Origin of the sequence: Leptolyngbya sp. Cla-17, assembly GCF_016807185.1 — a bacterium.
In the GTDB taxonomy this organism is placed as follows: domain Bacteria; phylum Cyanobacteriota; class Cyanobacteriia; order Leptolyngbyales; family Leptolyngbyaceae; genus ULC077BIN1.
Genome location: NZ_JAEVYN010000002.1, coordinates 1,725,980 through 1,739,915 on the forward strand (window position 1 = coordinate 1,725,980; position 13,936 = coordinate 1,739,915).

A 13,936-nucleotide genomic window follows, 5' to 3' on the forward strand; every position below is an offset into this window, starting at 1 on the left:
TACCCCTTACACACTTTAAAATCAGGCGATCGCTAAATCACGTTGAGCCTAACCGTAATGTTTTGGGAATACTCCTGAAAATCAGCATTGCCATTCCCACGATGCTAGCTAAGCAACTGCAAAAATATTCCTGAAAATCTACCATCAATTGATTAATTGATGCATCACTAATCTGTTGAAGCAAACGTCGCTATCTGCTTATGTTTTCATGCGACAAATGTTAACCAGCCTAAACTTTGTGCGCTTTGGTTTCAGTGCCCCTCGCTGGAACTTCTAAATACAAGCAACAGCTAAATACAAGCAACAGCAGGCAATCAAATTGCTAAATCACTGCCTGCCGTTATTCGTGTGCAACAAACTTCGCAATGGGCGTAAGTGCGATTGCTCACTCGATCGTAATGCCTTATCAAAGGCTATCAATCTCACAGGGATGCCATCTACCGAATGCAACCTCTCACTAGCATTTGGAGAATAATTGATGCCCAGCAATACCAATGTCCTCGATCCAGGTGCAAGCCTTTTGCTTGTTCCCTCAAGTTCAACATTAAATGTAAATGGCAGTCTACCCACGGATCCCACTCCACAATTTCTGAGTGGCAGTAGTTCTGTTGCTTCAACTGAAATTGTCACTTATCTCAGTGACCTCAATTCGACATCAGCCACCAATGGCTGGGGTGTATTTGAGAAAGACAAAAGTAACGGTGAACAAGGAGCTACTGATGGTAAAACCCTGACTCTCAATGGGGTTACCTACGCTAAAGGCTTAGGAGTTCATGCTGGTTCCGAAATCATTTATAACCTGGGTGGCAAATACACTAAATTCTCTTCAAACATTGGCGTAGATGATGAAGTCGGCAATGCAGGCTCAGTGGTCTTCCAGGTATTTGTTGATGGCATTCAACTCTTCACCAGTAGCAAGATGACAGGTGCAACTGCGACTCAGTTAGTGAATTTAGATGTCACAGGCAAACAAAGTCTAAAGCTAATTGTCACTAATGGCGGTGATGACAATACCTTTGATCACGCTGACTGGGCAGATGCAAAACTTCTCTCAGGTGGCACACCATTTGATACTACCGCTCCCACCGCAACCTTAGCCGCTGCTGCACTCAATAGTACCCGTACCACTCCCTATGGTTTCACTGTCACCTATGCTGATGCCACGGCAGTCAATCTGAGTACAATTAACGGCACGACCGCAGCTAGCGATATTCGAGTCACTGGAGCACACGGCTTCAGTCAATTGGCAACCCTAGTCGGCGTGTCTACTCCAAATGTCAACAGTTCATCACTCACTGCCACTTATCAAATTGTGGCTCCTGATGGTGTTTGGGACGCAAATGATAACAGCACTTACACAGCCACTCTAATAGCCGGCCAAGTTGCCGACACGCTGGGTAATACCACAGCCGCCAATATAAATTTAGGAACATTTCAGGTTGCGGTTCCAACTGGAAGTTCAACTGAAACTGTCACTTATCTCAGTGACCTCAATTCGACATCAGCCGCCAATGGCTGGGGTGTATTTGAGAAAGACAAAAGTAACGGTGAACAAGGAGCCACTGATGGTAAAACCCTGACTCTCAATGGGGTTACCTACGCTAAAGGTTTAGGAGTTCACGCTGGCTCCGAAATCATTTATAACCTGGGTGGCAAATACACTAAATTCTCTTCAAACATTGGCGTAGATGATGAAGTCGGCAATGCAGGCTCAGTGGTCTTCCAGGTATTTGTTGATGGCATTCAACTCTTCACCAGTAGCAAGATGACAGGTGCAACTGCGACTCAGTTAGTGAATTTAGATGTCACAGGCAAACAAAGTCTAAAGCTAATTGTCACTAATGGCGGTGATGACAATACCTTTGATCACGCTGACTGGGCAGATGCAAAACTCATCTCAGGTGGCATACCACCCACTCCACCAATATCTTTACCCGCGCCATCACCTTTACCAACTGAAACGCGATCGCAGATTGGAACCAACTTGGCAGGGCTTGCCGACTGGTCTACAGAAATTCCCTTTGTGGATATGTTCAAAACCTCACGAGAATGGATCTCTCAGCGACAGGGTGCCAAGTGGGGCGAAGGTGGCAAGCTAAACCTAACGTCTGAGGGCTGGATTGCTTCGCTAGATCCAGGGCAGTTTGCTGAAACGGTGGTGATGACAGGAAAAACTTTCCCTGGGGGCAGATATACCTTGCTCTACGACGGGGAGGGCAAGCTGGATTTCACATTTAGCAACGCCAAAATTATTAGTCAATCGCCCGGCAAAATGACGGTGGATGTTACGCCAGACGATGTTGGAATTTTTATACGACTGTCGGAAACCAATCCCAGCAACCCCGTCCGCAATATTCGGTTCATCATGCCCGGATTTGAGAACACTTATCAAACTCAACCTTTTAACCCAGTGTTCTTAGAACGATTGGCAAAATTTGACACGCTCAGGTTCATGGATTGGGAAGCGACAAATAATTCCACTTTGACAAACTGGAGCGATCGCTCCACAACTGCTAGTGCCACACAGGCAACCAGTAAAGGCGTGGCGTTGGAATACATGATTCAGCTTGCGAACACGCTGAAAATTGATCCATGGTTTACTCTGCCAGCCCAGGCAAGCGATGACTATGTGCAAAAGTTTGCCACAATGGTGCGCGATCGCCTCGATCCTTCTCTCAAGGCTCATGTGGAGTATACCAACGAAGCCTGGAATGGGATTTTTGCGCAAGCAAACTATGTTGGGCAGCAAGGATTGGCACGCGGCTTAGACAACACCAGTTGGGGCGCTGGTTTGCGCTACTACTCCGAGCGTTCCGTTGAAATTTTCAAAATTTGGGAAAATGTATTTGGTGCCAGCACCAGTCAACGGGTTGAGCGCGTCTTGTCAGGGCAAGCCGCCAATCCCTGGGTCGGCGAACAAATCTTAGGCTGGAAGGATGCTTACAAACATGCTGATGCCTACGCGATCGCGCCCTATTTTGATGGGTTCGATGCTGATGGCGATGGTTCGAGCGATATCAACGATGTTGCTCGCGTCAACATCACGATCAACATGACCGCCGACCAAATTATCGACGGCATGTTAAAGGAAATCCCTACAGAAATCAAAGCTATGTTCGACAGCAATGCCAATATTGCAAAACGATTCGGCATCGATTTAGCCTCTTACGAGGGGGGGGGCCACCTGACCAGCTACCAATTCCCCGATGATAAGGTAGCAAGAATGACTGACCTATTTACAGAAGTCAATCGTAATCCTCGCATGAGAGATGTGTACAAAGCCTATTTGGATCAATGGCAAGCAAGCAGCGGCGGCGGTGATTTTAACCAGTTCAACGATGTCGCCAGTTCTAGCAAGTGGGGCTTCTGGGGCGCACTGGAATACCAAAACCAGGACCCCAACACTGCTCCTAAGTACTTGGGAATCATGGATTTCATCAACGCTGAATCATAAATTTAGCTTCTAGAGCCTTACTTGCAGTTGTGCGGACAGAAATTATTGCTGTCCGCTTTTTTTAATCAATTGCTGTAGGTAGTGGGTATCTGTATGGTTACGATTTTTTACGGGATAGGTTAAGCTGAATAGTCAGGCTGGCTGGTCATTTTAGCGTTTTATCTCAGAGTAATTGATGAATAGCCCGTTTCTTGAGCGTCTTTATCATCCCGATCGCCCCATCTTAGTGTTTGACGGAGCTATGGGAACCAATCTGCAGGTGCAAAACCTGACCGCAGAAGACTTTGGTGGAGCTGAGTATGAAGGCTGCAATGAATATTTAATTCATACGAAGCCTGAAGCTGTTGCTAAGGTGCACCGCGACTTTCTGGCGGCGGGTGCTGATGTCATTGAAACCGACACGTTTGGATCTGCCTCCATTGTGCTGGCAGAATATGACCTGGCGGATCAAGCCTACACCCTCAGTAAGAAGGCAGCAGAACTGGCAAAAAGCGTGGCGGCAGAGTTTTCCACGCCTGAAAAGCCTCGTTTCGTGGCCGGCTCGATTGGTCCCACGACCAAATTGCCAACTTTAGGACACATCGACTTCGACACGATGAAAGCCTCATTTAAAGAGCAGGCAGAAGGCTTGTGGGATGGCGGCGTGGATCTGTTTTTGGTGGAAACTTGTCAGGATGTACTGCAAATTAAGGCGGCGCTGAACGGGATTGAAGAAGTATTTGCGGCAAAGGGTGATCGCCGTCCGTTGATGGTGTCTGTCACGATGGAAATTCAGGGCACCATGCTGGTCGGTTCCGATATCACTGCCATGCTCTCCATTTTGGAACCCTTTCCGATCGACATTTTGGGGCTAAATTGCGCCACGGGACCCGATCTCATGGCAGAACACATCAAATATCTGTCTCAGCATTCTCCCTTTGTCATCTCCTGCATTCCCAACGCTGGTATTCCCGAAAATGTTGGAGGGCACGCTCACTACAAGCTGACCCCCATGGAATTGCGACTAGCGCTGTTACACTTCGTCGAAGATTTGGGCGTGCAAGTCATCGGCGGCTGCTGTGGCACTCGCCCTGAACATATTCATCAGCTTTCTGAACTAGCCGCAACGCTCAAGCCCAAACAGCGCCCCACCCGCATTCCCCGTTGGGAGTTAAACGGTAGCACGGTTCAAGACGATCCTCGTCCTGTATTGAATTACATGCCTGCCGCTGCTTCTATTTATGCCGCACAACCCTATGAGCAGGACAATTCTTTCCTCATCATTGGCGAACGGTTGAATGCCAGCGGCTCGAAAAAAGTGCGAGAGCTGCTGAATGCAGAAGATTGGGATGGGCTGGTTGCCGTAGCGCGATCACAGGTGCGTGAAGGGGCCCATGTGCTGGATGTGAACGTAGATTACGTTGGGCGCGATGGCGAGAAAGACATGCATGATTTGGTGTCTCGCCTGGTGACGGATGTCACCTTGCCCTTGATGCTAGATTCGACCGAATGGGAAAAAATGGAAGCCGGCTTGAAAGTAGCAGGCGGCAAATGCATCCTCAACTCCACTAACTACGAAGACGGTGAAGAGCGCTTTTTGAAAGTGCTAGAACTGGCAAAAGCTTATGGCGCAGGTGTGGTCGTTGGTACGATCGATGAAGACGGTATGGGGCGGACAGCCGAGAAGAAGTTTCAGATTGCTCAACGTGCCTATCGTCAGGCGTTGGAATATGGCATTCCGGCTCATGAAATTTTCTTTGATACATTGGCGCTGCCCATTTCCACTGGAATTGAAGAAGACCGCGCCAACGGTAAAGCCACCCTCGAATCCATTCGCCTGATTCGGGAAAGCTTGCCCGGATGCCATATTTTGCTGGGTGTATCCAACATTTCTTTCGGGCTGAGTCCGGCAGCGCGAATTGTGCTGAATTCAATGTTTTTAAACGAAGCGGTGCAGGCTGGAATGGATGGGGCGATCGTCAGTGCGGCAAAAATTCTCCCCTTGTCAAAAATTGACCCGCACCACCAAGAAGTGTGCCATCACTTAATCCTTGATGAACGCAAGTTTGACGAGAACCAGGTCTGTATCTACGATCCGCTAACTATTTTGACGACGCTATTTGAAGGCGTTTCGGCGAAAGAAGCCCGTTCCAAAGATGTGCTGGCGGATTTACCGATTGAGGAACGCCTGAAGCGCCACATCATCGATGGTGAACGGATCGGGCTGGAAGATGCTTTAGCGATCGCCCTACAAACCTACAAACCGCTGGATATCATCAATGTCTACTTGCTAGACGGTATGAAGGTTGTTGGCGAACTGTTTGGTTCCGGGCAAATGCAGTTGCCGTTTGTATTGCAATCTGCTGAAACTATGAAGTCAGCCGTTGCACACCTGGAACCCTACATGGAAAAAGCTGAAGCTGGTAAAGACACCGCTAAAGGCACGTTTCTAATTGCTACAGTCAAGGGCGATGTGCATGATATTGGCAAAAACCTGGTAGATATCATCCTCTCAAACAATGGATATCGGGTGATTAACCTGGGCATCAAGCAGCCCGTGGACAAGATTATTGAAGCCTACGAGCAGCACAACGCCGACTGCATTGCCATGAGCGGCTTGCTTGTCAAATCCACTGCTTTCATGAAAGAGAACCTGGAGGTCTTTAACCAGCGCGGCATTCAGGTGCCAGTGATTCTCGGCGGCGCTGCACTCACGCCCAAGTTTGTCTACGAAGACTGCCAAAATGCCTACCGTGGCAAAGTCATCTACGGCAAAGATGCCTTCTCCGATCTGCATTTTATGGAGAAGCTAATGCCTGCTAAAGCAGCGGGTGAATGGGAAGACGATAAAGGCTTTTTGGGCGAGTTTGTTGAAGAGGAGAGCAGACCACCAGAAGAGACAAGGGAAGTAGAATCAACCTCTGCCCCTAGTCCTTTGCCTCTCGCTTCCACCCCTGAAGATACTCTGCGCTCAGAGGTGATCGCCGCTGATATTACTCGCCCTACGCCGCCATTTTGGGGTACCCAAATCCTGAATGCTGAAGATATCCCTTGGGATGAAATCTTTTGGCATCTGGATTTGCAGGCATTAATCGCGGGGCAGTGGCAATTCCGTAAGCCGCGCGAGCAATCGAAGGAAGAGTACGACCAGTTTTTGCAAGAGACGGTTTATCCCATTTTGGAACGCTGGAAAACTCGAATTGTGGCAGAAAATCTGCTCCAGCCCCAGGTGATTTATGGCTATTTCCCCTGCCAATCAGCAGGCAATTCGGTTCATCTCTACGATCCAGCGATCGACGATGACACTGCTGGCGGCACTTCTACACCTCTTGTCAGCTGGAAATTTCCTCGCCAAAAATCTCTGCGGCGCTACTGTATTGCCGATTTCTTTGCTGCTGAAGAATCAGGGCAGATGGATGTCTTCCCAATGCAGGCGGTCACAGCCGGACATAGCGCAACAGAGTTTGCCCAAGCGCTATTCAAAGCGGATAGCTATACCGAGTACCTCTATTTCCATGGACTGTCGGTGCAAATCGCCGAAGCGCTTTCCGAATGGACTCATGCACGAATTCGACGCGAACTGGGCTTTGGGTCGCAAGATCCTGACAACATCCGCGATATGCTAGCGCAGCGTTACCAAGGATCGCGTTACAGTTTCGGCTATCCTGCCTGCCCAGACATTTCCTATCAGTACAAACAGCTGGAACTGCTGGGTACCGAGCGCATTGGTATGATTATGGATGAAAGCGAACAGCTATATCCTGAGCAATCCACCACGGCGATCGTGGCTTATCATCCAGCCGCTAAGTACTTTAGTGCTTAAGCAATTGACTGATGGCTTCTGAAACAGTGCATCCGATTTGAGACTGCTCCCCAACTATGCAAAATTGAAGGGTGGTATTTGGGTGAATTGCAACTATTGGGATGTACCTGTAGAATCGTGATTCGCTCAATAGATCATTTTTGGTAATCAATCACAGTGGTTGTGTAACAGGAATCATATGCGCAAGCACATTTTATGGGTGGCTGGTTCTGTTTTTGCCACCACACTGCTTATTTCTCCGGCTTTGGCACAAGAGCAGCGACTACTTGACAAAAGTCCAGCCAACGCCAATACAAGTAGAACTAATAGCACCAACGAGCCGCTGACGCAATTGCTGCGAGAAGGGCGGCGTTTGGCGAACGCTGGTAACGTTCCGGGTGCGATCGCGGCTTACCGTCAAGCAGCCGATTTGGATAGTGCAAATCCTAAAATTTTTGCAGGTATTGGCTTTTTGTACGCCAGCCAAGGCAATTATGATGCGGCGTTGGGAGCCTATCAGCAGGCGATCGCTTTAGACCCTAAAAATCCTGAGTTTCACTATGCGCTTGGATTTAACCTTGCCAGCTTAGGCAGAAATAATGAAGCGCTCTCCGCCTATCGTCAGGCAATTTTGTTTAATCCTCGTCATACCAACGCCAATTTAAGCATGGGTGTCATTCTGGCACGTCAAGGTAAATACGACGAGGCAATGAATATTTACCGTCGCGTCACCACCCTTTCACCCAATAGCTACAAGGGATTTGAGCTACTGGGAACTTCGCTGATTCAATTAAAACGTCCTCAGGAAGCCTTTACGGCTTTGCAACAGGCAGCTCGAATTGCTCCAAAGCAAGGAATGGCGCGGGTTCACATTGGTACGGCTTGGCTACAGTTGAATAATTTTGAAAAAGCGATCGCGTCTTTTGGCAAAGCAGTGCAGTTAGAACCCAAAAATCCAAATATTCAGCTTCAAATGGGCAAAGCGCTTCAGGCAGCACAGCGTTACGATGAAGCGATGCGTGCCTATCAACGTGCGATCGCCCTTCGCCCCAATCTTTCAGAAGCGCAGGAAGGAATGGGTGACATGTTCTTTGAGCAGCGGAACTACCCGACAGCCACTAGTTTCTACCGTCAATACATAGCGATTGTGCCAAATGATCCCGATGGGCATTACAAGCTAGCCAAAGCGCTGAAAGAATCTGGGCGTAAACAAGAAGCAGTTTATGCGTTGGATCAAGCTCGGAATTTGACCAAAGCTCAAGGTGACACAGGCGATCGCCTACGAGACATCGATAGCTTGATGAAAGAACTCAGAAATTAGGTAAACTCAGCGATCGTTAGGCATTCAAAACTTTCCCATCCCACTCCACACCTTCTTTCTTACTGCTCACTAGCTGCTCAAAATTGTAAACTAGAGTAAAGATAAAATTTTGAAGTTGAGAGTTAAAACAAATGGGACTTTTTGGATTTGGCAAGAAGTTGAGTCTGCCTACTGCTACAGAAGCACTAGCGGGTCGCACCGAGGAAATGCCTCTCAACAATCGTCATTTTGTGAGCGGTAACCCACTCAAACCTCCTTTTTCTGATGGGCTGGAAACGGCAATGTTTGGTCTAGGTTGTTTTTGGGGAGCTGAGCGCAAATTTTGGCAGCAGCCCGGTGTTTTCAGCACCTCTGTTGGCTATGCTGCTGGGATTACTCCTAACCCCACCTACAACGAGGTTTGTAGCGGCATGACCGGACACAATGAAGTGGTTTTAGTGGTTTATGACCCCAAAGTTATTTCCTATGAGCAACTGCTGAAAGTGTTTTGGGAAAGCCATAACCCTACCCAAGGGATGCGCCAAGGAAATGATACCGGAACGCAATATCGCTCTGGCATCTATACCTATTCTGCTGAGCAACATCAGCTAGCAGAGGCAACGCTCAAGGCTTATCAACCAATGCTCAGCCAAGCGGGTTACGGCACCATCACAACAGAAATTTTGGATGCACCGCCGTACTATTACGCTGAAGATTATCACCAACAATATCTGGCTAAAAATCCTGGCGGATATTGTGGGCTAGGCGGCACCAACGTTTCTTGCCCCGTAGGTGTTGCAGAAGTAGCTGGCTAATTTTTGCAGAGTGCGATCGCTCATAGCCTGATTAGTAAGGTGCGTCGAGAGATCGCATTTCATTGATAAAATGCAATGAATTTCTGACCCCGAAGTAATCCTAGAGGAAAGTTACGCCTGAACAAGGATCAATGCTTTTACAATTTCGTTGCGACGGCTTTTAACCTCCGCCGCAATGAAATTGTGGATGATTTATCGTTCTACTGAATGAGTCTTTACAGTAATTTGCCAATTGCCATCTATTTTTTGGACGTGAAGACTAGGAATAGCCTGAAGTAAGTCAATCAACTTCAGGCCATCGCACATATTCCGCATCACTGTCCGTATTGGTCGCTTATAGTGATCGCAAAATTTTCTACTCAATTCCGCAATCGTGACAAACTTTTTTGGGTTATTCTCCGTCAAGCTTTTGATAATTTCTGCCAAAGTAAACTTCAACTCATCTACTGAGCTAATCTCTAAGATTAGGTTTGGACAATATTGTGGGATGTTTTGAAGTTGGTAGCCGAAGATCTTTTTAGCACTTCGGTTTTTCTCATCTTCATACGTCTATCTACTTTCCAATATCGCTTGATTCTGTCTTGAATTGGGCAGCTTACAGATGTAGGAAACTGTTGAAATTCAGGAACTATTGACCGCAAAAGTGCTACGTAACACTCTTGTGGATTTTGAGTACCGTAAATGGAAAAGCAATTGCCACTTTTTAGGAAACACCTCAAGTTGTTGCCATGACCTAAAGTTTTTGTTACGTCTTTAAGAGCTACTCCATACTTTGCACAGAACAATCCACTGAGTCTGACTGTGCTAATCCATGGATTCTCGGTTTTTTGAGATTCAAGGGCTACAATATTTTCCAGTTCTTCGAAGAGCTGTTGGTACGATAAAAAAGAGAACGGATGTTGACTAAACTCATCCATTTTGTTGAATTACTCTAAATAACAATGTCAGCAATACATAGCTACAATTGCGATTCTGAGGATTTTATAATTCTTCGAGTATGGCTTTCTTTCCAGAGAAAACACTGAGATATCAAGAGCAACTTCATACTGTTTGCAAACTTTTCTAGTTTTGAGCACATATCATGAAGGATTTTCTGTTGGGCAGGCTGATGAATACCGTGATGCTGTGGCTAGCGGCTGGAGCGATCGCCATCGTTACTTCAGATATTGGACTGGCAGCGATCGTTCTGGAAAGTGGCGCGATCGCGACTCCTGTACCCACTTCTACACCACCTCCTGATAATTCCTCATCCACTGCCAACTACAAAAGGTTTGCAGATTGGTGTGTCAATCAAGCATCCCTGTCTGCCGCAAGCCAGAATACTGTTCGATTACTGATGAGCGTTACCAACACGACCAATTGTCAGGCAGCCGAACAGCAGCTTTCTAACCAGACGGCGCTTTTTTTAGAAGGCCGCGAGATTACTGACCTTAGCCCGCTTGCGTCGCTGACTAATCTCAAAACGCTAATTCTCAACAACAATAAGATCTCTGATCTAAAGCCGTTGAGTCACTTAACTAGCCTCACCTGGCTCTCTTTGGATACCAACCAAATTTCTGACTTGCGCCCTCTGGCCACACTCACTAATTTGCGAACCTTACTTTTGGATACCAATCAGATTTCTGACCTGCGTCCTCTGGAATCTTTAAATGAGTTAACTAGCTTGCTAGTGTATGGAAATCAAATTGTTGATATTAGTTCATTAGCTTTGCTCAAGAAACTAGAAACCCTAGCGTTATACAACAATCAAATCTCTGACTTAAGTCCTTTAGCCTCGCTGAAAAACTTACGGATTCTGTCGCTTTATGATAATCAAATTGAGGATTTAAGCCCACTTAAGTTGTTGACTAACTTGAAAATATTAGTGTTATTTGAAAACAAGATTGCCAACTTATCTCCGTTAGAAAACTTGACCAATCTTGAATCTTTAACACTGTTTGAAAATCAAATATCAGATGTCAGCCCACTTGGCTCATTAGTGAATTTGCGGGATTTATTATTAGGTAATAACCCTATTTCGGATGTCAGCTCTTTGAGTAAACTCACTAAACTGAAGTCTTTATCGTTGTTTAACACGCGAGTTAGGGATATCAAACCTATTAGCGCGATCGCCACACTGACTCAACTTGATCTCTACAACACACGAGTAATGGATGTGAGCGTCCTTAAAACATTGCCCAATTTGAAAGAGTTGGATTTGCGGAAAACACCTTTGATCAAGCGAGTTTGCCCAATTAAACCAATATCTAGGTGCCGCTTCTAGCAAAGGAAACGGTCTGATTATTATTTGCGGACTGCGTAGGACTGATCAAGGTGCAAAACCGAGGATGGTTTGACAAGGCGTTAAAGTCAGCATCAATTTTTGCGATCGCTCTATACAGGGTTGGATTCAGCTTTAAGGCTTGATGTAGATAATTCAATGCGGTTTCCAAATCGCCCAATAAAGCAAAGCAGCGGGCTTTGTTATACCAGGCATCTGGATGATTAGGCTTGATTTGTAGGCTTCGGTCAAAACTCGAGATCGCGGCTTCATACTGCCCAAGCTTCTTCAATACGGTTCCGCGATAATTTAAGGCGTAATAACACTTGGGATTAATCGTTAGAGCTTTATCTAAACTTGCTAAGGCTGCATATTGATAGCCTAAATTGGCGAGTACCTTACTCCGGTGATACCAAGCTTTGTAGTCTTTTGGCGTAATTTCAATGACCCGATTGAAACTGGTCAAGGCTTCTTCATAACGGTACAAAAAAACTAGAGCATTCCCCCGGTTATACCAAGCTTGGGCATTTTTGGGTGTGAGCTTAACTGTTTTGTTTAGGCTGATGACCGCTTCTTCATAGCATCTTAAACTGGTTAACGCGATCGCCTGTCCATGCCATGCCAGCGCGTAATCTGGATTGATTTTGATCGCTTGGTCAAAATTAGCGATCGCCTCACGATAATGACCTAAATGCTCTAAAACAAAGCCACGACAGGTCCATACTTCATAAAGATCGGGCTGGTTCGCTAAAAGCGCATCATAGCGTGCAAGGGCACCCTCTAAAGAATTTGGGCAACGAGCTTGATGTGTACTGTTACCCAGATCTTCAGAGTATTGATCTTGCCCCATAAAGAACTCAGCGCCATAGTATGTTTCCTTAGAGTTGGCAAACGGTGTTACAAACTATCTAAAGATTGTGCGAAGAAAAAATAGGGTGCGAGGCGGCGAAGTAGGTTTTAAGTTTTGAGTGCTGAAGAAAAGGCAATCAACCTTTAAAACTGACCGATGATCTAGATCATGATTGACGGTTGAGCAACTCCCGCGATCGCTGATAATCAAAAAGGTGAGGCAGACCCATTTGGAGAAATCTTGTGAGCGATCGTCGATTTAAACTCGCTGCCCTTTTGTTGACCTGCGTCATCACACTGTCCACGCTGCTAACTGGATGTGACTTGCCCCAAGTAAGCGCAGAGCAACGGATATTTCGTGATTTATCGCTTGACTTTTTAAGCAGCTACAAGTTACCCAAGCAAAAATTTCAAGACACACCTGTCGGTGGCCTATCTGCTCTCACCTACGATCGCCAGCGGAATCTGCTGTATGCCATTTCTGACGATCGCAGCGAACTGGCTCCAGCACGCTTCTATACGCTGAAATTAAAACTGGATGCCGCCAACCCTAAAGCACCAAAGATTAAACAGGTTGATGTCACAGGTGTCACGTTCATCACCGATGAAGCGGGTCAGCCTTATGCCAAAGGAACAGTTGACCCCGAAGGAATTGTATTGTCTTCATCAGGAACGCTGTTTATTTCGAGTGAAGGAGTTGCCCGTCAAGGCATTGCTCCGTTTGTGCGGGAGTTTGACCTGAAAACTGGGAAATGGAAACGGAGTTTGCTCATCCCTGATCGCTACCTTCCTAAAACTGAAGGCGACAAGCAAACTCAGGGTGTAGGCGATAATCTAGGCTTTGAATCTTTGACACTCAACATGAGCGGTGGTAACACCGTTGCGATTGAACCTTTTCGCCTATTTACTGCAACAGAATCGGCGCTGGTTCAAGATGCCAGTCCAGACCATCCTCAGCAAGGAGCCAGCCGCAACCGCGTTTTGCATTATTCCCTTGATCCAACCTATTCTCTGTTGCTATCGGAACACCTGTATGAAATGGCTCCGCCGCCGGAGGGGGCTTTGTATCATGGGTTGACGGAGATGCTGGCGATCGATCAGGGGGGACACTTTATCAGCATTGAGCGATCATTTGGCAGCAATGGTTTTGGAGTGAAACTGTTTCAACTGGCAATGGGTAGCGCCAGCGACACCACAACCATTGAAAGCTTAAAAGGGCAGAGTCCAGGAGTGCAGCCCATCCGTAAAAAGCTGCTGTTTGACCTAAACCAACTGGGCATTCCCCTTGACAATTTAGAAGGCATTGCTTTTGGACCTCAACTGCCTGATGGTAGCCAGAGCCTACTGTTAATCAGCGACGATAACTTTAACGATCAACAGGCAACCTTATTTTTCCTATTTCGGATCAAGGGGCTTCGTTAACTGAACATGCGAATCGCTGCCTACGGAACTCTCTTGAATCAGCGAAATAGAAAAA

Annotated in this window: 7 protein-coding genes; 6 read left to right on the forward strand and 1 reads right to left on the reverse strand. The window is 46.8% G+C overall.

Annotated features, from left to right (window positions below; genetic code table 11):
- Nucleotides 1-478: 478 nt before the first annotated feature.
- The 5 genes from JOY44_RS19020 to JOY44_RS19040 all read left to right on the forward strand — a co-directional run bounded on the left by JOY44_RS19020 (nt 479) and on the right by JOY44_RS19040 (nt 11,613).
- A complete protein-coding gene (locus JOY44_RS19020; protein WP_197985568.1) occupies nt 479-3,454 on the forward strand; it encodes an NPCBM/NEW2 domain-containing protein in 2,976 nt (991 codons plus the stop codon).
- Nucleotides 3,455-3,629: 175 nt separating this feature from the next.
- Nucleotides 3,630-7,256, forward strand: a complete 3,627-nt coding sequence (gene metH / locus JOY44_RS19025; RefSeq protein ID WP_171575143.1) for a methionine synthase — start codon at nt 3,630-3,632, stop codon at nt 7,254-7,256.
- 178 nt (nt 7,257-7,434) lie between these two features.
- On the forward strand, nt 7,435-8,556 hold the full coding sequence (locus tag JOY44_RS19030; RefSeq protein WP_171575144.1) for a tetratricopeptide repeat protein: 1,122 nt from the start codon (nt 7,435-7,437) through the stop codon (nt 8,554-8,556).
- 131 nt (nt 8,557-8,687) lie between these two features.
- The gene (gene msrA, locus JOY44_RS19035; RefSeq protein WP_171575145.1) at nt 8,688-9,350 is read left to right on the forward strand and encodes a peptide-methionine (S)-S-oxide reductase MsrA; all 663 of its coding nucleotides are present in this window, start codon (nt 8,688-8,690) and stop codon (nt 9,348-9,350) included.
- A 1,081-nt stretch (nt 9,351-10,431) separates the two neighbouring features.
- The gene (locus JOY44_RS19040; RefSeq protein WP_197985569.1) at nt 10,432-11,613 is read left to right on the forward strand and encodes a leucine-rich repeat domain-containing protein; all 1,182 of its coding nucleotides are present in this window, start codon (nt 10,432-10,434) and stop codon (nt 11,611-11,613) included.
- On the opposite strand, the gene JOY44_RS19045 is transcribed toward JOY44_RS19040, so the two are convergent.
- Complete coding sequence (locus JOY44_RS19045; RefSeq protein WP_171575147.1) at nt 11,597-12,460, reverse strand: tetratricopeptide repeat protein; 864 nt, start codon at nt 12,458-12,460, stop codon at nt 11,597-11,599. The two genes, JOY44_RS19040 and JOY44_RS19045, sit on opposite strands and share 17 nt — an antisense overlap.
- A gap of 242 nt (nt 12,461-12,702) precedes the next feature.
- Between JOY44_RS19045 and JOY44_RS19050 the strand changes: the two genes are divergently transcribed.
- On the forward strand, nt 12,703-13,881 hold the full coding sequence (locus JOY44_RS19050) for an esterase-like activity of phytase family protein (RefSeq protein WP_171575148.1): 1,179 nt from the start codon (nt 12,703-12,705) through the stop codon (nt 13,879-13,881).
- Nucleotides 13,882-13,936 lie beyond the last annotated feature (55 nt).